The organism is Apibacter mensalis (genome assembly GCF_001418685.1).
GTDB lineage: Bacteria > Bacteroidota > Bacteroidia > Flavobacteriales > Weeksellaceae > Apibacter > Apibacter mensalis.
On sequence record NZ_LIVM01000010.1, the window covers coordinates 1 to 26459 of the forward strand.

The following is a 26459-nucleotide window of genomic DNA, read 5'->3' on the forward strand; positions in this document are numbered from 1 at the left end:
AGCTGGTTTCCCAAAATCAACATCATCAACCTAAAGACGAACCCATTAAAAATATTAGAGCTTTAGCTATGGTAAAATTATCTATTCGTTATAATGTTATATCATAATTATATATCAATATTGCTTCTTAAATACAGTCAAACACACATTTTTTTGTTTGTTTTTATTTAATATGCTGATTGTAAGATACTTGTATAACATGTGTTTTATTTACTTTATGGAATATATATGCCCTATTGTTGTTTTTTAGTTGTATTTTTAATGCTAAAACGTAATTATATGTATTTAAATCAGTTGTTTTTTTTATCTTTTCGCATACCCAACTGCATACCCAACTGCATACCCAACTGCATACCCAACTCTTTTTTATTGTTTTATAACAAAATTAATACATACAAAAAATGAGCATGAAATATCATACTCATTTTAATTAGTATATATAGGCTTAATATTAGTTTTTAAACGGGTTTTAGTAACTTTATGGTAGTAAATAGTCTATTATTAACCTTAAGGGTTTATTAGGTGGTTAAAATGGTGGCAAAATAGTAGTAAATGTACATTTCATTTTTCTAGCCAATATTTTAAAAATTCACTCAATCCCTTTTCTAGATTGGCTTTTTCGGCTTTTTTTTATTTATTAATTATGTACAATTCATTTTAACCCCTATACAATATATAGTTTCAAGTATTAAATTCAAATATCTTATATTTGAATTTAATACATAAATAAAATAATCGGAACGAATGACCAGTCAAGATTGTGATAAAAAATTATTTCTTTTAGACGCTTATGCTTTAATATTTAGAGCATATTACGCCTTTATTAAAAATCCAAGAATTAACTCTCAAGGAATAAATACCTCTGCGATATTTGGATTTACCAATACCCTTTTCGATTTAATAAAAAAAGAAAATCCCTCACATTTGGCCGTAGTTTTTGATGTGGGAGAAACTTTCCGCCATCGGGAATACAAAGAATATAAAGCCAATCGCCAAGAAACCCCGGAAGCTATTCGTATAGCAGTACCCTATATTCACCAAATACTTGAAGCCTTAAAAATTCCTTGCATGTCAAAAGAGGGATATGAAGCAGACGACGTAATAGGAACTCTAGCTAAAAAAGCAGAAAGGGAAGGATACACCACTTATATGATGACTTCCGATAAAGATTATGCTCAATTGGTTTCAGAAAATATTTTTGTTTTTAAACCAGCATCCAGAGGAAATGACATTGAGATTTGGGATATAGAAGCCGTTAAAGATAAATTTCAGGTTGAAACACCTTCTCAGGTTATTGACCTTTTAGGAATGATGGGGGATAACGTTGATAACATACCCGGAATACCCGGAGTAGGTGAAAAAACAGCCAAACAATTTATTAAAGAATATGGAAGCATAGAAAATTTATTTGCCCATTCTTCTGAATTAAAAGGAAAAATGAGAGAAAAAGTCGAAGCGAATAAAGAATTAGGGCTTTTATCAAAAAAATTGGCAACTATAGAAACCAATGTCCCTATAGAATTTAATTATGAAAGTTTAACAGTGGATAAGCCCAATGTTGATCAGGTAATTAAAATTTTTGAAGATTTAGAATTCAGAAATATGATCGTTAACTTTAAAAAAACATATCCTAATATTTTTGAAAGTGAAAATGGTCCGGAAAAGGATTTATCAAATAGTGTTTCGGTTACTGGACAAAGATCTTTATTCGATACTTTAGATCAAGATATCGAAATGAAAGAAAGCTCAAATTGGAAAACCATTGAAAATACCGATCATCTGTATCAACTGACAGAGACCCCTATGGCTGTAAAATTACTGGTTGAAAAGCTTTCAAAGCAAAATATTGTGTGTTTTGACACGGAAACTACTTCAACTGACTCTATGATTGCAGAATTAGTAGGTATTTCATTCTCGTATGAAAAAGCTAAAGGGTATTATGTTCCTTTTAATACAAAAGATAAAGAAAAGACACAAGAATTAATTGAAATTCTTAGACCTTTTTTTGAAAATGAGAATATAGCCAAAGTTGGACAAAATTTAAAATATGATTATAAAGTTTTAAGAAGATATCAGGTAGAAGTTAAAGGAATACTTTTTGATACCATGATAGCCCATTATTTGATCAATCCCGATGCAAGGCATAATATGGATATACTTGCAGAAACGGAACTCAATTATAAACCTATTTCCATTGAATCTCTGATAGGCAAAAAAGGAAAAAATCAAAAATTATTTTCCTCGGTACCCTTAGATGAACAAAAAGAATATGCAGTTGAAGATTCCGATATTACTTTACAGCTTAAAAATAAATTAGATCCACAATTAGCTAAAGATAATCTTAAAAAGCTATTTACTGAAATTGAAATGCCATTGATGAAAGTTTTAGTAGATATGGAATGGTGTGGAATTAATTTAGATATTCATGCATTACAAGATATGTCTAAAGAATTGGTAGAAGATCTTTCCCGATTAGAAAAAGAAATATATTCACTAGCAGGAGAAGTATTTAATATCAATTCACCTAAACAATTAGGAGATATTATATTTGATAAATTAAAATTAGGAAATAAACCCAAGAAAACCAAAACAGGTCAATACGCAACCGGTGAAGAAGTATTGCTAAAACTGGCTCATACCCATAAAATCATTGATTTATTATTAGAATACAGACAGTTGCAAAAACTCAAATCAACCTATGTGGATGCGCTTCCCGATGAAGTCAATCCGATAACCAAAAGAGTGCATACTACCTTTGCTCAAACTGTAGCTGCTACAGGCAGATTAGCCTCCAATAATCCGAATTTACAGAATATACCTATACGTACACCAAGAGGACAGGAAATACGAAAAGCTTTTATATCAAAAGACCATAATCATAAAATTATTTCTGCTGACTATTCACAAATAGAGTTACGAATTATAGCTGCAATGAGTAAAGATTCGGCTATGATCAACTCTTTTAATAACGGAGAAGATTTTCACAAAGCTACCGCTTCAAAAGTATTCCATATACCTATGGATCAAGTAACTAAAGAACAACGTTCTCATGCGAAAACAATCAATTTCGGAATTATTTATGGAGTTTCTGCCTTTGGTTTAAGTGAACAAACCGGATTATCACGTTCGGAATCAAAAAATTTAATTGATGCTTATTATGCAGCCTATCCGGAACTTAAAAAATATATATCCGAACAGATTGAGACTGCTCGTAAAAATGGATTTGTTGAAACCTTATTAGGAAGAAGAAGATATTTGCCGGATATTCATTCCAAAAACAACGTAGTTCGTTCTCATGCTGAAAGAAATGCTGTCAATGCACCCATCCAAGGAACAGCAGCGGATGTTATTAAAATTGCCATGATAAAAATTCATGAGCTATTACATGAAAAAAATTATCAAACAAAACTCCTGTTACAAGTACATGACGAATTGGTTTTTGATGCTCCTGATGAAGAAATCAAGGAAGTATCAGCCCTTATTAAAAATACAATGGAAAACTCCGTACGCATGGAGGTTCCTTTAATTGTTGATGTTGGTGTTGGTACGAACTGGCTGGAAGCTCATTAATGTTTTTATATAACTTTAATAACTACACAATTGATTTATAATTATTCTATTTTCAATATATGAATTTCATTCGATTTGATAATTTATCAGTATACAGCGAATTACAACATTTTACAACTACTATCGATGGAGGAGTAAGTGTTGGTAATTATACATCTTTCAATTTAGGTACCTCTTCGGGTGATGAATTGCAAAATGTGATTGAAAATAGAAAAAGGTTCTGTAAAGCAATAGAAATATCACCCAATAGGTTATTCATACCCTTTCAAACTCACAGCAATCATGTTGTAGCTATTGATCGTGATTTTTTACATTTACCAACAGAAAAACAACAAAAATTACTTCAGAATACAGATGCCTTACTTACCCATGAGAAAGGTATAGCTATAGGTATAACTACTGCAGATTGTGTTCCAATATTAATATACGATCCTAAAAAACAAGTTTTAGCAGCCATTCATGCAGGCTGGAGGGGAACTGTAAATAAAATTGTATTGAAAACGATTTTTAAAATGATCCAAGAATTTAATAGTAAGCCTGAGGACTTATTGGCTGGCATAGGACCATCAATTTGCCAAGAATGTTTTGAAGTTGGGGAAGAAGTTATTGAGGCGTTTAAAGAAGAAGAATTTCCTATAGAAAAAATAATGATTCAAAATAAACAAACACTAAAATATCATATAGATCTTTGGAAAGCTAATAAAATACTTTTAATACAAGAAGGAATATCTACTCGAAACATAGAAATATCAGGATTATGTACCGTTACACATCCGAATTTATTTTTTTCAGCACGTAGACAAACTATCCATTCAGGGAGAATGATAACAGGAGGTATATTAAAATAATATTTTAATTACATCTACCTATTAATACCTATTTTTGTTAATAAATTTATAATAATGAATAAATTTAACTTTGATAAAAATAAATTAGAAAATACCTTGGGTTTAGGTAAAGAAAAAGTTAATGAACAACTTCAAGCGATCAAAAGAAAAAATTATGGAGAAATTAAAATAATTATTTTCATTGTTTTATTTATAGGAATAATTAGTTTAGGATTTTACTATAATATCATACAAAATATATTTTATAGTTTTCTTTCAATTATAGTATTAGTTTTTGTACTAGTATTGGGAATAGTATGGGAATATATAATTTTCAAATTCATCACCTTAGAAAAAATTCAATATCAAAAATATAATTATAATGTTTCAGATTTCTGGAAGATGACTGAGCAAGAATTTGAGATACTTAAGGCAGATTACGAACAAAAAATAAAACAACTAAATAAATATTCCATTCTGAATTATATGACTTCAATAGGTCTTTTTCTTTTTTCATGTATAGTTTTACTTATCGATTGGATATATGACCACCAATCGTTTACTCTATCTGCCTATCAGGAAGTAAACCCAACTTTTTTATTTTCCCTTGTATTGATCTTATTTTCCCTTATTTTCATGGTACTTCATTATTTAAATCAAACAGAGATTATTAAAATGCAAGAAAAATTTTTCGAAGCAGAACGTTGGATTTTCAGCATTAACTCGGCCTATTTATTGGGAAAAGAAAATCTCTTAGAAAAACTTTTACTTGACAGTAATTGGGACGACAAAAAACAATAGAAAAATAATTATTATATTTACAAAATGTTGTATGTTTTAGTATTATAATAATGAAAAAAAAAATTTTTACTTCATAAGAATTGCAAGCTTTCTTTTGTTTTTATTTTTTCTTTTAATTAACTTAATTGCCGGAATTCAGGCATATAGTTTGACTCATTATAAAAAAGATGCCTCTAAAATTCATATAAATGTAGGGTATTCTACACTGTTTACTGGAGTTTCCATACCTAAACCAAAAACTGATTTAAAACCTTCCAAAAAATTTACCTCTTTAAAAATACCGGTTGAAAACGATAAATATTTAGAAGCTTGGTTACTTGAACCGGAAGTAGTATCTAAAGGTATAGTCCTGATTTTCCATGGTTTCGGATCAGAAAAATCTTCTATGTTGGATAGAGCCTACGTTTTTTTAGATATGGGATATAAAACTTTGTTAATAGATTTTTCAGGTGCAGGAGGTTCCTATGGAATTCAAACAACTCTAGGATACAAAGAAGCAGAAAATGTCAAACATGCTTATGATTTTGTAAAAAACACATTAAGAGAAAAATCTATATTTTTATGTGGTTTCTCAATGGGATCTGTAGCTATAATCAAAGCTCAACATGATCATAATTTAAATGTTAAAGCTCTTATTTTGGAAGCACCTTACGGTAGATTGATCGATGCAGTTAAAATTCGTTTAGGTAAAATTCGCTATATAGGGATTCCATTTTCTTATCTAATTATGTTTTGGGGTGGGGTATTGAACGGATTTAATCCATTTTCAATGAACCCTGAGGAATATATTAAAAATGTCTCGATACCAACATTATTATTATGTGGAGGAAAAGATCCAAGAATACCTGTTGAAGAATCAAAAAGAATATTTACGAATTCCGCTAGTAAGGAAAAAGAATTTAAAATTTTTCCCGATTCATATCACCACAGTTATTTAAAACTGTATCCTCAAGAATGGAAGAACATCGTTTATAATTTTTTAGAAAAAAATAATTTTAAATAAATAAAACAAATTTTGCTCGTTCATCCAGTGGCTTTTGTACAAATTATATATTAACAAGGATCAATTTCTTGACAAGAATACTTGACTAATTTGCATAAGTAACTGAAATAACAATTCAAATTCACATAATAATAAATTAAAATCACATAAGTATAAAATATGAAATTTAAATTATTATGTATAGTACTTTTGCCGTTTTTACTTCACGGACAGATTGAAAAAAGTAATGTAAAGATATATAATAACAATAAACTTTGGTTTAGTAAAACCTATTCTAATAATAAACTAAATTTTGTATTAGACTCCTTAGTAGCCATAGGCTTTTACACCTTAAAACTGGACTCCTTAAAAAAAACTAAAAAAGAAACTTTAGTATATATTAACAGAGGCAAATTTTACAAAAAGGTTTGGGTACAATTAGATTCCCTATCAAAAGTAGCAATTATGAACAAAGATAAGTTCAAAACAGATAATATTGATTCCCTGGCGGGAGTTATACATTATTATTATTTAAAAAGGGGATATGCTTTCAACCAAGTCTATACAAAATTATCTATTGAAAATGAGCCATTAGAAGCGTCCATTAAAGTGGAGCTAAATCAAAAAAGATTTATAAATTCATTTATTATAAACGGGTACACTAAAATTCCTCGTGGAATAATAAAAGAATTAGAATATGGATTTCTTGGTAAAACTTACACCGATGAAAGGCTTAAAGAAATATCTGCTACTTTACAAGCAACTAATTTTATAGTTGAAGAAAAAAATCCGCAGGTATTATTTACTCCCGATTCCACCAAGATCTTTTTATATATAAAAAAAAGAAAAGCCAGTTCATTTGATGGTATGTTAGGTTTTGGCAACGATCATAAAGGCAAATTCAAAGTAAATGGGCAACTACAACTTTCATTAGGCAATTTATTGAATTCATTTGAAACTATTAACTTAAACTGGCTTTCTACAGCGGAAAAATCCCAAAATTTTGAAATTCAAGTTAATGTTCCTTACCTTTTTAAGTCTAAATTCGGATCAGAATCCTCTTTAACAATATATAAACAAGACAGCACGTATGCAACTATACACCTGCATGAGCATATTTATTATCAATATACAGTGAATCAGCGTTTGGGCATAGAAGGGTTATTTGAAAATTCACGTTATGTAACAGAATCAGATAGTAGCAATAATTTCTCCAAAACCGGATTAGGGATAAGTTATCAATACAAAGAAAGAAATGAAAACGATATTTTAGGGCCCAAAAATTATTATTCAGTAAAAGGAATCGTTTATAGAAATATACCGGAAGATCGAAAAAATTTAACTGAATATTACCTGTCAGCATCGTCAGAAAAACTAATAAAAATATCCGGATCCCATTATATTAAACCTCGAATTAGTGCTTCTACCTTATTATCTGATACCTTAACCGTAAACGAATTATTTAAAATCGGAGGAATGAAAACAATACGTGGATTCAATGAACAATCCATTTATGCCAATGCTTATATAATTGGAAGTTTAGAATATAGGTATGTTCCGTTTGAAGAATTGTATTTAAGTTTATTTACAGATTTAGCATGGATTGAAAATAAATATCAAAATGCAAGACCTTTTTTATGGGGAACAGGATTAGGAATAAACTTCTTAACACGTTTCGGAATTTTTTCATTAAATTATGCAGTTGGAAAGTATGATTCAAAACCCATAAATTTCTCAGATTCTAAAATTCATGTTGGAATACAAGCCACTTTTTAAAAATAAGAAATGAATTTTATTTACCTTTGTAATAATTACAAGGTAGCATGAATTCATTAAAAAAAATACTAAAACAATTTGCCTATCCATATAAAAAAGAATTTATATTGGGAATTTTATTTAATGTTTTATATTCTCTGTTTTCGATAGTCTCTGTATTTTCCATTATGCCCATATTGGAAATGCTCTTAGGCGGGAATAATCAAATCTTAATTGAAGAAACCAAAAAAGAAATGCAAGTTTCAAACGGTATGATGGCTGAGTTAAAATATAAATTTTACGTATTTTTAGATCATTCTCTTGAAGGAACCAATCCTAAAACAGTCTTAGCCTATCTTTGTATTACCGTTATTATTTTATTTTTATTAAGAAATATTTTCAGATATTTAGCCCAATACTTTATTGTTCTATTAAGAAGTGGAATTTCAAAAGATTTACGAGTGGGCATGTATGATAAAATCTTGACTCTTCCTGTAGCCTATTTTACTAATAGAAAAAAAGGAGATATCATGATAAGGCTTTCAGGAGATGTTGGAGAGGTAGAAGGTAATATCTTAACATCCATATTAGAGCTTTGGAGAACGCCTTTTTCAATTCTTTTTACTTTAATAGCTTTAATTGCCATTAGTCCCTCTTTAACTTTAATTGCATTTATTGTACTTCCATTTATGGCATGGATTATTTCCTCAATTGGAAAAAGTTTGAAAAAAGATGCAAAAAAAGGGTTAGCTGAATCAGGCAATGTACTTTCAGTTATTGATGAAACTCTTAATGGTGCTAAAATAATTAAAATTTTCAATGCTGAAGAAACCATGAAAAGCAGGTTTATGAATAGCGTTCTTAATCTTAGAAGGTTATCCATCAATATGATGAAAAAATATGAACTTGCCTCACCTTCATCTGAATTTCTGGGTTCTGTTGCTATGATTTTTATAACATGGTATGGCGGAGTTCTTATTTTAGACGGAGAAGGATTGAATCTTCCTTCATTTTTAGTGTATATAGCCCTATTTTTTCAATTATTAGAACCTGCCAAAACATTATCTACCTCAATTACTAACTTACATAAAGGCACCGCATCCACAGATCGTTTGGTGGAAACATTAGAAACCAGCATACAAATTTATGAGCCTGAAAATGCAATAAATCTATCAGAAATAAAAGAAGGAATTCAATTAAAGAATATTAATTTCCAATATGTAGATGGACATCCCATTCTTCAAGACATAAATTTATTCCTCGCTAAAGGAAAGACGATAGCAGTTGTAGGTCAAAGTGGCAGCGGCAAAACAACCCTGGCTAATTTAATTGCAAGATTTTATGATGTTGATAGCGGAGCAATCTATGTTGATGGCCATGATTTAAGAGATTTAAACTTAAAAGTATACCGTAAATTATTGGGAATGGTTACGCAAGAATCTATCCTATTTAATGATACCATAGCTAATAATATTAAATTAAGTAATCCCAATGCCACTATGGATGAAGTAATTGAAGCAGCTAAAGTGGCTAATGCCCTTGAATTTATTGAACAAATGCCTGATGGATTCGACACTACCATTGGTGAAGGAGGAGGTAAACTTTCAGGAGGGCAAAAACAGAGAATAGCCATTGCCAGGGCTATATTGAAAAATCCGCCTATAATGATTTTAGATGAAGCAACTTCTGCGTTAGATACTCAAAGTGAAAGGCTTGTACAAGATGCTTTGGATAATCTAATGTCTAATCGGACATCATTGGTTATTGCTCATAGATTATCTACCATTGTAAAAGCTGATATGATTATTGTTATGGATAAAGGAAAAATAATGGAACAAGGATCACATGGCGAATTATTGGAAAAAAATGGTATTTATAAAAAATTAATTGATATGCAGAATTTTTCTTGACAGTTTATAAAATTTCAAATGTTTTCCATTTATGAATAAATTATAATCGTATCAATATTATAGAATAATTGAATTTACAAATACATTATTTATTTGTATCAATTTCTTTATCTGCTACATTTCCTGCCTTATCAGCTTAAAACATCTTAGTTGGAGTATGCCCTTATTCTCACTCATCTTTTTCTTATCTTCATGTGGAGTATAGTTATAATTAAAAATAAACTTACCAATATAAAATGTGTTATTTGGAAGCATTTCTCTTCAAAATTTCCATAAACTAAGAAATCAAGTTATTGAGAGAATGTATTATTAATGTATTATTTAAGCTAAACCTATTTGATTAGAAAACAAATGCACCCATTAATATAATACAAAGGTATTTCCATTTACCAGATTATAACCTTTATAAACTAACTACTTATTATGATACTTTGCACCACGATTGTATATTTTCTTTTTATTATGCATATCCTCTTTTATTATTTTAATCTTTTGTCTTTGATCCTCAGTTAAAACTTCATTAATTTCAGATTTTTTATCCTCTTTTAATTTATGAATTTGTTTACGCAATTCTTCAGATTTTTTTCGCAACTCATCTTCCTTACTTTTATATTTATCTTCAATTAAATTAATTTTTCTTATTTGATCTTCAGTTAAATTGAGCTCCTTAGCCATTCTATCCCTCATCTCTTTAACCTTCTGTTCTTTTTTATTACAATCTTTACTATTCTCACATGTAGATTGAGTAAAAGCAAACGTTGAAGATAATACTAATACTCCTACAAAAATTATTCTTTTCATATAATTTAAAATTTACCATATATTGACCACATATATGGTAAAAAGTTTAATTTTAAAATCATAATTTGTTAGCTTTCATATGTAAAATATAATAATGCGCTAAACATTTACTGATAAATCATTTTAATATAAATACTTGAAATACATTTTAGATAAAATGATGTTCAGTTTAAATATATAAAAATAGAGGAGGAAATTAACCATAAATATATTTTAAAAATATTAATTTACTTGCTATAACACCCTCTAATGTTGATAATTTTTTCAAAATATACCGTTTAAATATTGTATTTTTACACCTTGAAATTTTAATATAAAGATGGGAAAAATTATTGCTATAGCTAATCAAAAAGGAGGAGTTGGAAAGACAACCACAGCTGTAAATTTGGCTGCGGCGATAGGAGTGCTTGAAAAAAAAGTTTTACTCATCGATGCAGATCCTCAAGCCAACGCCAGTTCTGGATTAGGTATTAATGTTGAAGAAGTTGAATACGGTACGTACGAAGTCCTTGAACATAGCGCCCCAGCCCAAGATGCCATACAACCCACTACTTCCCCCAATGTGGAATTAATACCGGCTCATATTGATCTTGTCGCCGCTGAAATTGAATTAGTTGATAAGGTTAATAGAGAATACATGTTAAAAGAAGCATTGAAAGACATAAAAAATAAATATGATTTTATAATTATTGATTGTGCACCGTCTTTAGGATTAATTACTTTAAATGCTTTAACTGCTGCCGATTCCGTAATAATTCCCATCCAATGTGAATATTTTGCTTTAGAAGGTTTAGGGAAACTTCTAAATACTATCAACAGTGTTCAAAAACTCCACAATCCGGATCTAACTATTGAAGGATTATTATTGACTATGTATGATGCACGTTTACGTTTATCAAACCAAGTGGTAGAAGAAGTTAAAACACATTTTCCGGATATGGTTTTTGACAGTCTCATACAAAGAAATGTGCGATTAAGCGAAGCACCAAGCTTTGGCGAATCCATATTAAAATATGACGCAGAAAGTAAGGGAGCTATAAATTATATATTACTTGCAGAAGAAGTATTAAATAAAAATAAGTCTGAAGTTAAATAAATTATGGGTATAGAGAAAAAAAGAGCTATGGGTAGAGGTCTATCCGCAATTTTGAGTGAGAATTCTAAAAAAGTTAATTCTGCCGAAGAAAAAGGTGCAGAAGAGTTAGTAGGTAACATATTGGAAATTTCACTTGATGACATTATAACCAACCCCAATCAACCCAGAACTAATTTTGATCAAAAAGCATTAGACGAATTATCAATTTCTATTAAACAGTTAGGATTGATACAACCTATAACGGTGCGTAAAAATGGAGATAAATATGATTTAATTTCAGGAGAAAGAAGATATCGCGCATCCAAACAAGCAGGTCTAAAAAAATTGCCCGCATTTGTAAGATTGGCTAATGATCGAGAACTTTTAGAAATGGCTTTAGTTGAAAATATCCAACGAAAAGATCTGGATCCAATTGAAATTGCTCTCAGCTTTGAAAAATTAATTGAAGAAATCAATATAACTCAGGAAAATCTGAGTAACAGAGTGGGGAAGGACAGGAGTACCATAACCAATTATTTAAGGCTATTAAAATTATCTCCAATCATCCAAACCGGTATAAGAGACGGAATTATTTCCATGGGACATGGACGAGCGCTAATCTCCTTGGAAGAACAAGAGAAACAATTATTTGTATACGAAAAAATTGTACGTGAACAATTATCTGTAAGACAAACTGAAAATTTCATACGTACCTTTAAAAATCCTAAAAGCAAAAAAGTATCTAAAGAAAAGGAATTACCCAATCATCTAAAAAAAGGTTTGAAAAATTTTGAAGATTATTTCGAAACTACTATTGAAATAAAGGCTACAGAAAAAGGAAAAGGAAAAATTATCATTAATTTTGATTCAACGGAAGAATTTGAAAGAATTCAGAAATTATTAGAATGATACAAAAGAAAATATTGGTTATAATTTCATTATTTCTTACTTGTTTTATTTTAGCTCAAAATCAAGAAAAAAACAATACCACTGGTAGTGAAGATGAAATTATAATTCGAAATATTAATCAAACAGATTCGCTTACTCGAACTATGTTGAGAAGCCCTCTGAAAGCTTCCTTATATTCAGCTATACTTCCCGGTTTAGGACAATTATACAATAGAAAATATATTAAAGCTCCCATTGTGTTAGGGGTTATTGGTGCCGGAATAGGTTTTATAAAGTATTACAATAACAGATATAATAAATATCATAAAGCATATTTAGCAGAACTAAGCGGACAAAGACATCAATTTTCAGATGTTGCAGGCATTAGTCCAAAAGTTTTAGCTAATGCACAAGATTCAGAGAGGAGAAATAGGGATTATGCAATAGTGCTGACCTCTCTTGCTTATCTTTTAAATATAGTTGATGCTACAGTTGATGCACATCTATCGATTTTTGATAAAGATAAAGATCTTGCCGTCAGACCTGTTATTATGGAAAATGCAGATACATGGTTTAATAATCAAAAAGTAGGACTTTCACTTTGCCTATCATTTTAAAATTGTAAATGTTAATAATAATTAATATATATTCTTATGAAAATAGCTTTAGTAGGTTATGGTAAAATGGGTAAAGCCATAGAAGAAATAGCCCTAAATCAAAATCACGAAATCGTTGCCAGATTAGAAAAAAAACCAACTCAGGAAAATTTAAATGGCGCAGAGGTAGCTATTGAATTCTCAACTCCTTCTACTGCTTATGAAAATGTAACCGCTTGCTTAGAAATTGGAATACCGGTCGTATGTGGAACGACTGCATGGCTAGATAAGCTACCTCAAGTAAAGGATATTTGTATAAAGTATAACGGCGGATTCATTTATTCTTCCAATTACAGCTTGGGAGTTAATTTATTTTTCGAAATAAATAAAAGAGCGGCTGAAATTATGCATAAATACCAGGAATATACTGTTCATATTGAAGAAATACATCATACAGAAAAAAAGGACGCACCCAGCGGTACAGCTATAACTCTTGCAGAAGAAATCATTCCGATATACGGCTTTGATGGATGGAAATTATCATATAAGACCAATAATAATTTATTGGGAATTGAAGCTAAGAGAGTTCATGATGTTCCCGGAACACATACAGTAATATACAACTCACCTATTGACGATATTGAATTTAAACATGTCGCCCATTCCAGAAAAGGTTTTGCTATAGGAGCATTAATAGCAGCTGAATGGCTTATCGGAAAAAAAGGTATTTTCACTATGAAAGATGTGCTAGGATTTTAGATAAAAATTACTTTTGTATCAAGGCAAATAAATAACTAAATTATTAAAAAGATTTAAATATTATCTCATGCATTATTTACCCTATTATTTACTATTCGCTTTACTTTCAAATATACTCTATTTCCTAACTGCTTGGAAATTATTTCAAAAAGCAGGTAGAAAGGCATGGGAATCCTTGCTCCCTTTTTACAATATTTTAATTACATTAAAAATCATTCATCGTCCTTGGTGGTGGTTCATTATAGTATTTATCCCCATTGTAGGTCCTATTATGGGAGCTATTATATTAGTGGATTTTATAAGGCATTATAATCGTCGATCCTATTTAGATGCCCTATTGGTTTTGTTTTTCTCATTTATCTTCTTGGCCTACATAAACTATTCGCCCAAAACACAATACAGTGGAAAACAAGAAAGAAAAGAAACTTTTATATCAGCGGTCCTGTTTGCAGTTATTTTTGCGACCATAGTTCATGCTTTTGTAATTCAGCCATTTACTATTCCAACTGCATCCATGGAACGAACCTTACTTGTTGGAGATTTCCTTTTTGTCAGTAAATTAAATTACGGAATAAGAATCCCGATGACACCGGTAGCTTTGCCATTCTTGCAAAATAAAATTCCATTGGGAAATAACCAACAGCCTCAAAACCAAATAAACTCCTATGTAGATAAAATTCGTTTACCCTATTTGAGACTTCCCGGTTGGACTAAGGTTAACAGATATGATATTGTTGTTTTCAATTACCCTACAGATTCACTTCACACAGCCATAGATAGAAAAGACCCATATGTAAAACGTTGCGTTGGTTTACCAGGAGATCAAATTCAATTAATTGATGGAAACTTATTGGTCAATGGAAAACCTGAAGAAATAAAGAAAGATGAAGAACAGCAAAGAGATTATTTAGTATATACCACCGAAGCCGGCATCAGCCAAAGAAAAATTGAAGATTTATTAGGATATGCTACTTACCAAGAAGGAATGGACGAGCACGGTAAAAATATTTATTATTTTAAAGGACTTACTAAGGAAAATGCGGCCAAAATAAAAGACTTTGATACAGTTGATTCCATTAGGATTTTATTTGCAAATAAAGGGGAAGAGGGAATTCATTATAGAGATATTGCTAAAACAAAAATTGATACTACTAACTCCATTTTCCCCTTACATAGCGGTTGGAACGGATCTCAGTATGGGCCCATTACTATCCCTAAGCAAGGAGACATTATTCAGTTAACCCCTCAGAATATAAATCAATATCGGAGAATCATAAAAAATTACGAAAACAACGATTTAAAGGAAAAAGATGGGAAATTCTATATAAACGGTAAAGAATCCAACACCTATACAATTCAACAAAATTATTATTGGATGATGGGAGACAATAGAGATAACTCTCTGGATAGCAGATATTTTGGATATGTACCGGAAGATCATATTATTGGAACACCTGTTTTTACCTGGTTAAGTATTCAAGGCTTATTTGAAAATGATCCTTTCGGACATCCGGCAAAATTCAAAATAAGATGGAATAGAATGTTCCGCACCGTAAATACAAACGCTCCTCTTAATGAAAAAACTAATTATTTTCCGGTTTTTGTATTGTTATTAGGAGGTTATTTCGCTTACGATTATTTAAAACAAAAGAAAAAGAGAGTAAAAGATAAAAAATAATTGCATTAATTTATGAGGAAAACCGTCATTTCTATCTTACTGTTATTGATTCTACAATCTGTAACTTATGCTCAAGATGATTTGATCAATAAAATTAAGGATAATAAATCAAAAAAGAGCAACTTTCAATTTACCTTAGTTAAGCAACTTGATAATACAAATGTAAAAAACCAAGGTTCCTCAGGTACATGCTGGAGCTATGCAGGAAATTCATTTTTGGAATCTGAAATATATAAAAAACATAATCGTGTAATAGATATTGCAGAAATATACACAGCCAGGAGAACTTACGAAGAAAAAGCCAAGATTTATGTTTTAATGGACGGTTTTGTAAATTATGGTGATGGAGGTTCATTACACGACGTCATAAATATGTACAAAAAATATGGAATTGTCCCTCAAGAAGCCTATACCGGACTCATTAATGGTGCAATAAAGAATAATTTCAGTGAAATGCAACAAGAGCTTAAAGAGTATCTGGATAAGGTAAAAATTCAAAAAGCTCCTATAAATACAAACTGGACATTCAATTTCTCATCAATTCTAGATAAGTATATTGGAAAAGTCCCCGAAACGTTTATTTATAAAGGAAAAATGTATACTCCTAAAACATTTGCCGATGAAATAGTTGATTTAAATCCAAATGATTATATAGAAATATCATCATTTAAAGATTACGAGTACTATAAATCATTTTATCCACCCTTACCCGATAACTGGAGTGGAGATAGGATGTATAATGTACCTATGCATGAATTGACTACTATTATAGACCATGCCTTATCAACAGGATACACAGTTGGATGGGCGGCAGACGTAAGTGAACCGTATTTTAGTTGGAAAAACGGTGTTGCTTATGTTCCGGATACAAATATTTATTCCATTTCTTCCGAAGAAAAAGCAAATTTATTCAGTCACCCTAAGCCTGAAAAGATAATTACTGAAGAAATGCGTCAAGAAGCCTTTAACAACAAATCTACAACCGATGATCATGCCATGCATATTGTAGGTTTGGCCAAAGACCAAAACGGCAAGGAATATTATTTAGTTAAAAACTCGTGGGGCGTTTCCAATGATTTTCAGGGATATTTATATGTCACAAAAAATTACGTACAATTTAAATCTACTGCTATCTTAGTTAATAAAAAAGCCATTCCAAAAAAATTATATAAAAAGCTCAGTCTTTAAAATATTCATTAATTATAAAATATTTAAAATTATAGAAATTATCATTAAAGCAAAGGAGATTGTAAAATTATTGATAAAAATACAATTAGATTAAATTGAAGGAATGATAATTAATTCTATTTAACATAATATAAATTATAGGTAAATTTTACATTTTAAATTTACGGCAGTATTAACGGATTTTTCTATAATTTCTATGTCTACGCAAATGTTCAGAGCTACGAGTAAATAGAACTTTTATGAGACCAATACATTTTACGGAATTTTCCAAAAATTATTCATTATGTATAAAAAACGGCCGTGCAGCCAACCCGGTTTGTGTAGAAAATTTATTGCCTTTAAAATTAAAAAAGAAAAAACAAATGTATGAGCATAATGAGTTTTTTATTTTTCTTACTTTTTTAATTCTTAGGTATCAATCAAAAGAATAACTTAAAAAATAGTAACAAATTTAGAGTCCCAGAATATAAATGCAAGTTTTTGTTTTTTTTGATTTTTTTATTTTCTTTGTTCTACCACTTGAATTTAACACAGTTAAATTAATGGATATTACATAAAAAAGATAAAGAATGTTAACCACCTTTACTATTTCTCTTACTTTTTTCTATTTCCTATTTAACATAATATTATTATTTTTACATATCAGTAATGATTTTTTCTAAAATGAATCCTTCAAAGGCCTTTACCTTTCCAAGAAAAGCCTCCTTTTATATATCTCTTTACAAACAATTTATTTAGAAAAAATTATTTTTTTTATTTTATTTTTTATTTAATTTTTATTACCTTAGCTTATATCAAATAATAAAAACTCATGCCTTAACTTATACTTTAAGATGAATAAATAACTATGCATCAATATACGCATTGCACATCCGTGCGGAAAATTATTTTCTTACTTGAGTAAATTTTTGAAATCTTTATGAAATCTTACTAAAGCTTTCTAAAAAAATTAATAGAAACAAAAAAATTTATTTACCCGTAATGATTATTAATAATAAAAATCATTGATTTAAATATAATATCGCATTTAATATGACCTCAATATAAAATAATTAAACTGAGCGTAATAACCTAAAACTAAAATTTCTATTGAAATGATCACTAAGATAAATTTAAAAAATGTAGCATGCTATAAAAATCAAACTACTCTAGAAACTGATAAAAAGATAAATCTCATATATGGATTAAATGGTACAGGTAAAAGCACTTTATCAAATTTTCTTTATAAAAAAGATGAAGAACAATTTAGTTATTGTTCTATTGAAGGCTTAGATGATGATACTCAAATACTTGTCTACAATCAATCTTTTATTGAAGACAATTTTTATGAATCCAATAGCTTAAAAGGGATATTTACACTTTCAGAACAAAATAAACAAGTTGAAATTGAGATAACTCAGGTCGATAATAAAATTAATGAGTTAAACAAAGAAAAACAAGCATTTGAAAAAAAAATTGCTGAAGAAAATAAATTAAAGGATGATAAGTTAGCAGATGCACAAGATAAAATTTGGGAAATTAAAACAAGTTATTCCGGGGAAGGTCGTGTTTTTGATTATTGTTTAAAAGGTAAAAAAGCAAGGGACAGGCTTTTCGTTCATTTAACTACTATAGAAAAAACAAGTGAGAAACCATCAAAAACTATAAGCGATTTAAAAAATGAATTACAATCATTATCGGGAGTGAATGCAACAACCTATGATTTATTTTCTGAGATATCTTTCATTGAACAGTCAAAGAATATAGAAAATCATTTTATTTTTAGTAAACAAATTATTGGTAATGAAAACAGTACAGTATCACAACTTATTAAAGAACTCGGAAATTCTGATTGGGTAAAAGCCGGATATGAAAAATATTTATCACCTGAATCTTCAGGTAATGTTGAAACATGCCCTTTTTGTCAAGAAAAAACTATCTCGGATATTTTCCGAAAAAATATACAAAATTATTTTAATGAATCTTATGAAAAAGATATCCAACAGCTTAAAAAGCTTTCAGAAGATTATTCAAAATTAACAATTCCTAAACTTCCTGATTTAAAAAATATAATCAATACATATTCTGAAGCTTTAGATTTTATAAAAGAATACGAATTAAATTATGATAAACTTACTGACATTTTCAAAGAAAATAAAAGATTAATTGAGCAAAAAATTAGTACACCGAGTGCATTAATAACACTCAACAATTCATCAATTGTTATTAATAAATTAAATGAAATTATTAATTTCATTAATAATTTCATTTTGGATTATAATGAAAAATTAAAAGATGTTGAAAAGGTAAAAAAAGAAATTGAAAATCAATTTTGGCAAATTATGCGTTGGAATTATGATGATGACATTAATTCATATCTCAAATTAAAATCTAAATCTAATAATGAAATTCATAATTTGGAAAATTTAATGAAAAGTATAAATAGTGAAATTAACAATGAAATACAAAATAAAACTCAACTACAAAAAAATACTTCAAATATTGAAGGACCAATTAAAAATATAAATAAGAATTTAATTGATTTAGGAATTACAAATTTCAGTATAAAAAAACATTCCGAAAATTTTTATACAATAGTACGTGAAAATAATAATCAAAATGTTTTCATTTCACTTAGTGAGGGAGAAAAAATGATTATTAGTTTTTTATATTTCATAGAATTATGCAAAGGTAAGAAAAATATATCACAAGAAGACAAAAAAATAAAAAAAATTATAGTTATTGATGATCCCATTTCAAGTTTATCCCATATTTTTATTTTTAATGTGGGTAGATTGATAAAGAATGAATTTTTGGGAGTAAGAGACAATAATACTTGGAAATATAATTATGAACAAGTGTTCATATTAACACATAGTTTATATTTCTATTATGAAATTACTGAAAGAGATCATAAAATAAGAAAAAAAAATCAAAAACTTATTCGTCTTAAAAAAAACGACACCGGATGTTCATTTGAGAAAATGAAATATGAAGAAATCCAAAACGATTATCATGCTTATTGGTATATTGTAAAAGATAAGGATCAACCCCCTGCTTTAATTGCTAATTGTATGAGAAATATTATTGAATATTTTTTCAATTTTGTTGAAAAAATTAACCTCAATAATTACTTTCAACAGAATGAATTTATAAATAATATAAAATATCAAGGGTTTTATAGATACGTAAATAGAGAATCACATTCATTAGGTCAGAATATATTTGACATAAAGGAATTTAACTATGAAGATTTCAAAGAAGCTTTTGCCCAATTATTTAAAATTTCAGGTTATGAAGACCACTATAATAAAATGATGAATGAATAAAAACCGAATTTTTATCAATTGCATGTAAAGTAAGCTTAAAAATATATTGGTAGCATTAAAATTTCAATAATTTCGATGAGCTTTACAGACTACTAAAAATGAACCTTACAACAAAATAAAATAAGAATATCATTCTTATATTTACATAAAAATTAAATTTTAACCTCTAAATTCATAAATTACATCTTAAATAAGGTTTGATAACAGTTTTTATAATAACATAAATCAGTAACGAATGAAAAAAATAATAACATTACTGACATTGACCCTAGCTATATGGGGAAGTTGTCAGCAAAATCAATATCAAGTAAAAATGAATCCAATCAACCAAGCCGAGCATTATACTTTCAAATTAAGCGACCATGTAATACGAGAAAAAGTAACCTTTAAAAATCGTTACGGAATAACCCTGACCGGCGATTTATACATCCCTAAAAAACATGACAACAAACCTTTACCGGCCCTTGCCGTATGCGGACCTTTTGGGGCTGTTAAAGAACAAGCATCGGGATTATATGCAAATCAAATGGCAGAACGAGGTTTTATTGCATTAGCTTTCGATCCTTCTTACACCGGAGAAAGCGGCGGAGAACCACGCAATGTAGCTTCGCCTGATATCAATACAGAAGATTTTAGCGCTGCTGTTGATTTTCTTGGAATTCAAAAAATAGTGGATAAAAATAAAATCGGTCTCATTGGTATTTGCGGCTGGGCAGGTTTTGCTTTAAATACTAGTGCTGTAGACAAACGAGTTAAAGCTGTTGCCACTACAAGTATGTACGATATGTCAAGAGTGATGGCAAAAGGTGATCGCGATAAAATGACCTTAAATGATCGAACTAAACTATTAGAGCAATTAAGTGAGCAACGTTGGAAAGATGCAGAAGCAGGAATATTTCATGCCGGCCCCTTATTGAATCCTGTAAAGCTGAAAGGAGATGAACCCCAATTTGTTAAGGATTTTTACGATTATTACCGTACCCCCAGAGGATATCATGAACGATCTTTAAATTCAACCGGAGCTTGGAATGCCACCAATCCCCTATCCTTTATGAATATGCCTATTTTAACCTATATCAAAGAAATATCTCCCCGTCCCATTTTATTAATTGCAGGAGAAAAAGCACATTCTCTATATTTTAGCGAAGATGCTTATCAATTGGCTACCGAGCCAAAAGAATTACTTATAATACCTAATGCCGTTCATGTTGATTTATATGATAAAATTACCATAATTCCTTTTGATAAGTTGGAGCATTTTTTTAAAGAACATTTAAAATAGTAGTTAGTAAGATTCCATATCATTTTAAAATTTTAGCAAAAAAATTCTTCTGTATTATCATTGTAATTTAATTAATTCAACCTATCTTCATAACTTAGTAAAAGAATAAATAATTATTAAAATTTTAAAATTAGAAAATATGGATTTTTTACAACTAGCAAAAACCAGGTATACTACTAAATTATACGATCCGACTAAAAAAGTTTCTGAAGAGAATATTCAAAAGTTAAAAGAAATTTTACGTCTTAGTCCCTCTTCTATTAATAGTCAACCTTGGAATTTCATTTTTATATCTGACCCAACTTTGAAAGATCAATTAGCTGGAGCTTCTGAATTTAATTCACAAAAAATAAAAGATTGCAGTCATATCATTGTTTTTAGTGCTTGTGATAACATCAAAAAATTTGAAGAAGGAATGCCCAATTATTTGCCTGAAGGAAGTATGGAATACTATAACCAAGTAATTAAACCCCAATCAGAATTTGAAATAAAGTCATGGTTTCAAAAACAAGTATACCTATCATTGGGATTCTTTTTAAGTGCTTGTGCCGATTTAGGTATTGATAGTACGCCAATGGAAGGAATTGAAGCTAAGAAATATAATGAAATATTAAATTTAAAAGACTATACAACTCTTTTTGCTGTAACAATTGGTTATAGAAATCCGGAAGATCAAAATCAACCGACTGTAAATCCAAAATCCAGATTAGCTGTGGATAAAATTATTCAATCTAAATAAATAAAATAAAACCTATCGGTAAAATACTATTTAATTAATAAATAGTATTTTTTTATATTGTATAAAACAAATAGATTTAAACAAAAAAATAATTTTTTGATATAAAGTAAATTTAATCTTCCTATTCTTCACTTATATCACATAGTTTTACCGATTAAATTTAACACTTTTAGATTTCAAGTTAAGATTTCAAGAATATAAGTAATTGGGTTTTTAGATAAAAGGATGTAAATAATAATACAATAACCCTCACAAAAATCTGCATTTACTCTCTTGTTAATAATCTAATAAATTGATATTTTACTAAAAAATTAAATCATTTTATATTATATTTAAAATAAATATATCTTAGCCATAAGATTAATTAGTACATTTGCTTTATGATAGATAATAGTATACCTAAAAAAGTACATCAGGAAAGAAATATTAAAAAGTTCCGAGAAATTCTTGGTAGTAAACAATAAGCTTTGGCTTTAGATTTAAATGTCACTCAGGCTACGTATCTAAGTTGGAAGCAAGAGAAGAAATAGAATATGAAACTTTACAAAAAATTTCCGAAATTTTGAATTTTCCTGTAGAAGCTATTAAAAATTTTGATGAAGATTCAGCTACTAACGTGATAGCTAATACTTTTTTCAACAATCACGATCATTCATCACCACAATTTGCTACATTAATTAACAATTCGCCAAATTTTGACCCTTTAGATAAAATAGTTGAACTTTACGAACGTATGCTGCAACAGCAAAAAGAAATGATTGATAAGTTGGAAAAGTTGATTCAAAGAAAATAATGTCAAATAAAACCTATGATTAATTAATCTGAACAAATTTAGAGGAAAAATAAATGTTTAACAAATAGCAAATTTTTATTTGTCTTGAATTTTTGTTTCTTCGATTTACTACCTTGATAGAATATAATTGAGTTCACGGATAAAAATTTTATTTCAAAACAAAAGAAAATAAATAGGTAATTATTAGATCTCTAATTTCATCATAAGATCCGTTTGCTTATCATTACCTAAAACAAAAATATGCTGATCAAATTCTACAAAACCGTTTTTCTTATAAAAATGTTGAGCTTTTGTATTCTTTTCCCAAACTCCCAACCACACATAGTTACAACCCTTTTCTTTAGCACTGGAGATAGCCTTTTCAAATAACAGCTGCCCTACTCTTTTTTTCTGATATGAATTCAGTACATAAATTCTTTCAATTTCCATTCCTTTATTTTCTTTAATCTCGGTTTGTGCAGTTCCAAAATTAATTTTTAAATAGCCGACAACTTGGGTATCCAACTCTGCAAAATAAAACTCAGAATAATAATTATTCAGTTCCGATTCTAATTGTTGTAAATTAAAACTTTTACGCACATAGTTATCCATATTTTCCTTTGTATTCAAGCTTTCAAAAGTTTCCATAAATGTTTTACTGCTTATATCCTGAAGTTTCTCCAAATCAGCCAAAGAAATTTTTCTAACTCTTATCATAAACTTGTTAATTAAATATCCTTTAAAATTAAGCTTATTTACTCTTATTTAAAAGCTTATTCAGCCAAATATGTATAATTAAATCCTGGCTATTTTATTCTTCAATGAAGTTTTGATACCAAAAAAATCACTAAATTCGTAATGGTAATATATAAAGCAACATCATGGATTTGCAAGATCAGCTTAAGAAATTATTTCCTGATCATCATTTTGATGAATCAAAAGAATTTTCATCTACTCCTGAAAAAGAATTATTTATGCAAGATGATCCCATTATTTGTAAGTATGAAAAAAAAGGAAGAAATGGAAAGCCCGTTACCATTTTGGAAAATTATAACGGAGCAGAAGAAGATTTAAAACAACTTGCCAAAGAAATAAAATCCAAATTAGGTGTCGGTGGATCTGCTAAAGACGGAATCATAGTTATTCAGGGAAATTATCGAGATAAAATCATGGATATTTTAAAAGAAAAAGGATTTTACGTAAAACGGGCAGGTGGATAAAATAAAATCAGTAGAATTAAAAAAATTTTACTTCAAATACTAAAGTTTTAAGATTCGAAGGCTTAATAATTTTTTATGCCGATACCGAAAATTTTTACGCAAACGAAATTGTATAATCTTTCACCTTTCAAACCAACTGAAATAAGATAAGAACTGATCCTTATGTAGTTGATAGCTCTCAAGAATTATTTGATCTTATATGTAAAAATTCATCTATTATAATCGGAATAATCGCTACAGCTATTGGATCGCATGGGTCTTAGTAAAAAATTTACAATTAGCTTTAGATGTTGAAAAGATGAATGAAAAATTTACAAGTTATAGATATAAAATCATAGAATTAACAATATTATTAAAAGGGAAACTCAGCTATTAATGGATTTCAAACTTATGAGACATAGAATATTATCAATGAATACGATAATTGCAAACAGATATATGAGAACATATAGTAAATACCTTTATTATTCCATAGAAAAAATGATACAACACGCATTGGAAAAGCTTACATGTTCTAATTTATTTTGTTAATAAAATTAGATTTACTTATTGTTTCGGAAAAATGTCAATGTTTTAGAAGATTCAAAAACTCTCCATAGAAAATAAGCCAAGAATACAAGTAGTAAAATTCATTTATAGTTGGAAAATTTATAACAGAAATATAAAACAAATAACCAAATAGGAATCAACTCAATAGATAATTCCATACCGGTTAACCACATTATAGGTAAAATTCCTATTAAGAAAATCAAACAAAGAATGTTTCCTAACGGATACCATAAAGAAGGAAATTTAGTTTTATACATTCCTTCTTTATTTTTGCTTCTCTTAAAATAAAAATGAGTTAAGCTAATAATAATCCAATTGATGATAAGAGAAGAAACCACTAAAGACATTAAATAATTAAGAGCTTCCTTCGGTACTACTTTATTAATTATAACGCATAAAGCAGCAAATAAGGCAGAAACCAATATAGCCATCACCGGTACATGATTGGAATTAAGCTTTGATAAAAATTTTGGGGCATTTCCTTGTTTAGACAAACCGTATAACATCCTACTGTTGCTATACACACTGCTGTTATATACAGAAAGAGCAGCGGTAAGAACTACTACATTTAATACGTTTGCAATAATGCTGGTAAAATAAAAAGTATGTCCAAATAAAGTAAAGTTAAGACCATTAAGCGTGTCGAAAACGGTCACAAAGGGACTGCTCCCGGTTGTTATTTCTCTCCAAGGAGAAAGCGAAAATAAAATAAGTAAGGCCCCTGTATAAAAAATAAGAATTCTGTATATTACCTGATTGGTTGCTTTGGGAATAGTTATTTCCGGATTTTCGGCTTCGGATGCAGTAATTCCGATTAATTCCAACCCACCAAAGGAAAACATAATGTAAGCCATAGAGGCAAGTAATCCTTGATACCCCCCTGCTCCATCTGAATTAAATAAGCCTTTAGGAAAAAATCCACCGTCATTCCATAAATTACTTACAGACGCCTTGGATCCCCCCGAACCGCTGATCAATAAATAGCTTCCAAAAAGAATCATAGCAATAATTGCAATAACTTTTATGATTGAAAACCAAAATTCTGCTTCGCCATAAATCTTTACATTAGCCAGATTAATTAAATTAATAACCACAAAAAAAAATAAGCTCGAAGCCCATAAAGGAACTTGTGGCCACCAAAAATGTACATACATTCCTATGGCGGTTAACTCCGCCATGCTCACCAAAGTATATAACAACCAATAATTCCAACCGGAGGCAAAACCCGCAAAAGGCCCCCAATATTTGTTGGCAAAATGGCTAAAACTGCCGGAAACCGGTTCTTCAACTACCATTTCCCCTAATTGCCTCATAATCATAAAAGCAATAAATCCGGCAATGGTATAACCTAAAATTACTGATGGCCCGGCCATTACTGCGGCCGGTCCGATTCCTAAAAATAAACCGGTACCTATAGACCCGCCTAAAGCTATAAGTTGTATATGTCGATTAGATAATCCTCTCTTTAATTCTTTGTTGGCTCTTTCAGACTTTAATTTATTCAAAATTAAATATTTACAGTTTGTAATTTAGTATTTATATAGGAAATAACAGATGTTATGCTCAATTTTATATATTCATGAAATTCAAAATATATTTATCTTATATTTTATATGAAATCTATAAATTTTACAAATATAATGAAATTCAAAAAATAACCTGTTTTTTTATTCTTCTTATCTGATCAATCCAAAAAATTTAAATTTAAAGCTAATTTTTAATTTTTTAGAAATATCCTTAAAATCATAGTCAATACGTT

General features: G+C 29.2%; 21 protein-coding genes. 18 read left to right on the forward strand and 3 right to left on the reverse strand.

The annotated features are described in order from the left end of the window. Positions 1-744 precede the first annotated feature (744 nt). The 6 genes from polA to ASC36_RS07665 all read left to right on the forward strand — a co-directional run bounded on the left by polA (position 745) and on the right by ASC36_RS07665 (position 9845). Positions 745-3570, forward strand: a complete 2826-nt coding sequence (gene polA / locus ASC36_RS07640) for a DNA polymerase I (protein WP_055425907.1) — start codon at positions 745-747, stop codon at positions 3568-3570. A gap of 59 nt (positions 3571-3629) precedes the next feature. Beyond that, positions 3630-4418: a peptidoglycan editing factor PgeF gene (gene pgeF / locus ASC36_RS07645; RefSeq protein ID WP_055425908.1), complete on the forward strand. Its 789-nt coding sequence runs from the start codon at positions 3630-3632 to the stop codon at positions 4416-4418. A gap of 54 nt (positions 4419-4472) precedes the next feature. Then, entirely contained in the window at positions 4473-5198 is a 726-nt protein-coding gene (locus tag ASC36_RS07650; protein WP_055425909.1) for a hypothetical protein, read from the forward strand. Positions 5199-5292: 94 nt separating this feature from the next. After that, a complete protein-coding gene (locus tag ASC36_RS07655; protein ID WP_055425910.1) occupies positions 5293-6201 on the forward strand; it encodes an alpha/beta hydrolase in 909 nt (302 codons plus the stop codon). Positions 6202-6360: 159 nt separating this feature from the next. After that, entirely contained in the window at positions 6361-7956 is a 1596-nt protein-coding gene (locus ASC36_RS07660; protein WP_055425911.1) for a BamA/TamA family outer membrane protein, read from the forward strand. Positions 7957-8003: 47 nt separating this feature from the next. Continuing rightward, positions 8004-9845, forward strand: coding sequence for an ABC transporter ATP-binding protein (locus ASC36_RS07665; RefSeq protein ID WP_055425912.1), 1842 nt, complete (start codon positions 8004-8006; stop codon positions 9843-9845). Between the two features lie 414 nt (positions 9846-10259). On the opposite strand, the gene ASC36_RS07670 is transcribed toward ASC36_RS07665, so the two are convergent. Beyond that, complete coding sequence (locus tag ASC36_RS07670; RefSeq protein WP_055425913.1) at positions 10260-10646, reverse strand: Spy/CpxP family protein refolding chaperone; 387 nt, start codon at positions 10644-10646, stop codon at positions 10260-10262. Between the two features lie 319 nt (positions 10647-10965). On the opposite strand from ASC36_RS07670, the gene ASC36_RS07675 reads away from it, so the two are divergent. The 11 genes from ASC36_RS07675 to ASC36_RS07725 all read left to right on the forward strand — a co-directional run bounded on the left by ASC36_RS07675 (position 10966) and on the right by ASC36_RS07725 (position 22952). Beyond that, positions 10966-11742, forward strand: a complete 777-nt coding sequence (locus ASC36_RS07675) for a ParA family protein (RefSeq protein WP_055425914.1) — start codon at positions 10966-10968, stop codon at positions 11740-11742. Between the two features lie 3 nt (positions 11743-11745). Next, a complete protein-coding gene (locus tag ASC36_RS07680) occupies positions 11746-12630 on the forward strand; it encodes a ParB/RepB/Spo0J family partition protein (protein WP_055425915.1) in 885 nt (294 codons plus the stop codon). Then, entirely contained in the window at positions 12627-13226 is a 600-nt protein-coding gene (locus ASC36_RS07685) for a DUF5683 domain-containing protein (protein ID WP_055425916.1), read from the forward strand. The genes ASC36_RS07680 and ASC36_RS07685 overlap by 4 nt, the downstream gene beginning before the upstream one ends. A gap of 36 nt (positions 13227-13262) precedes the next feature. Beyond that, on the forward strand, positions 13263-13964 hold the full coding sequence (gene dapB, locus ASC36_RS07690; protein ID WP_055425917.1) for a 4-hydroxy-tetrahydrodipicolinate reductase: 702 nt from the start codon (positions 13263-13265) through the stop codon (positions 13962-13964). Between the two features lie 67 nt (positions 13965-14031). Further along, positions 14032-15642, forward strand: coding sequence for a signal peptidase I (lepB, locus tag ASC36_RS07695; protein ID WP_055425918.1), 1611 nt, complete (start codon positions 14032-14034; stop codon positions 15640-15642). Between the two features lie 12 nt (positions 15643-15654). Next, positions 15655-16830, forward strand: a complete 1176-nt coding sequence (locus tag ASC36_RS07700; RefSeq protein WP_055425919.1) for a C1 family peptidase — start codon at positions 15655-15657, stop codon at positions 16828-16830. Between the two features lie 239 nt (positions 16831-17069). Beyond that, positions 17070-17261, forward strand: coding sequence for a hypothetical protein (locus ASC36_RS07705; RefSeq protein ID WP_055425920.1), 192 nt, complete (start codon positions 17070-17072; stop codon positions 17259-17261). A 663-nt stretch (positions 17262-17924) separates the two neighbouring features. After that, positions 17925-20138 (forward strand): AAA family ATPase, encoded by a 2214-nt coding sequence (locus tag ASC36_RS07710; RefSeq protein WP_055425921.1) that lies wholly within the window; start codon positions 17925-17927, stop codon positions 20136-20138. Positions 20139-20373: 235 nt separating this feature from the next. Beyond that, the gene (locus ASC36_RS07715) at positions 20374-21420 is read left to right on the forward strand and encodes an alpha/beta hydrolase (RefSeq protein WP_055425922.1); all 1047 of its coding nucleotides are present in this window, start codon (positions 20374-20376) and stop codon (positions 21418-21420) included. A gap of 139 nt (positions 21421-21559) precedes the next feature. After that, a complete protein-coding gene (locus ASC36_RS07720) occupies positions 21560-22159 on the forward strand; it encodes a nitroreductase family protein (RefSeq protein WP_055425923.1) in 600 nt (199 codons plus the stop codon). 508 nt (positions 22160-22667) lie between these two features. Next, a complete protein-coding gene (locus ASC36_RS07725; protein WP_317038630.1) occupies positions 22668-22952 on the forward strand; it encodes a hypothetical protein in 285 nt (94 codons plus the stop codon). Between the two features lie 183 nt (positions 22953-23135). On the opposite strand, the gene ASC36_RS07730 is transcribed toward ASC36_RS07725, so the two are convergent. Beyond that, positions 23136-23648 (reverse strand): GNAT family N-acetyltransferase, encoded by a 513-nt coding sequence (locus ASC36_RS07730; protein WP_055425924.1) that lies wholly within the window; start codon positions 23646-23648, stop codon positions 23136-23138. Positions 23649-23812: 164 nt separating this feature from the next. On the opposite strand from ASC36_RS07730, the gene ASC36_RS07735 reads away from it, so the two are divergent. Then, complete coding sequence (locus ASC36_RS07735) at positions 23813-24151, forward strand: translation initiation factor (protein WP_055425925.1); 339 nt, start codon at positions 23813-23815, stop codon at positions 24149-24151. Positions 24152-24780: 629 nt separating this feature from the next. On the opposite strand, the gene ASC36_RS07740 is transcribed toward ASC36_RS07735, so the two are convergent. Beyond that, positions 24781-26205, reverse strand: coding sequence for an amino acid permease (locus tag ASC36_RS07740; RefSeq protein WP_055425926.1), 1425 nt, complete (start codon positions 26203-26205; stop codon positions 24781-24783). Positions 26206-26459 lie beyond the last annotated feature (254 nt).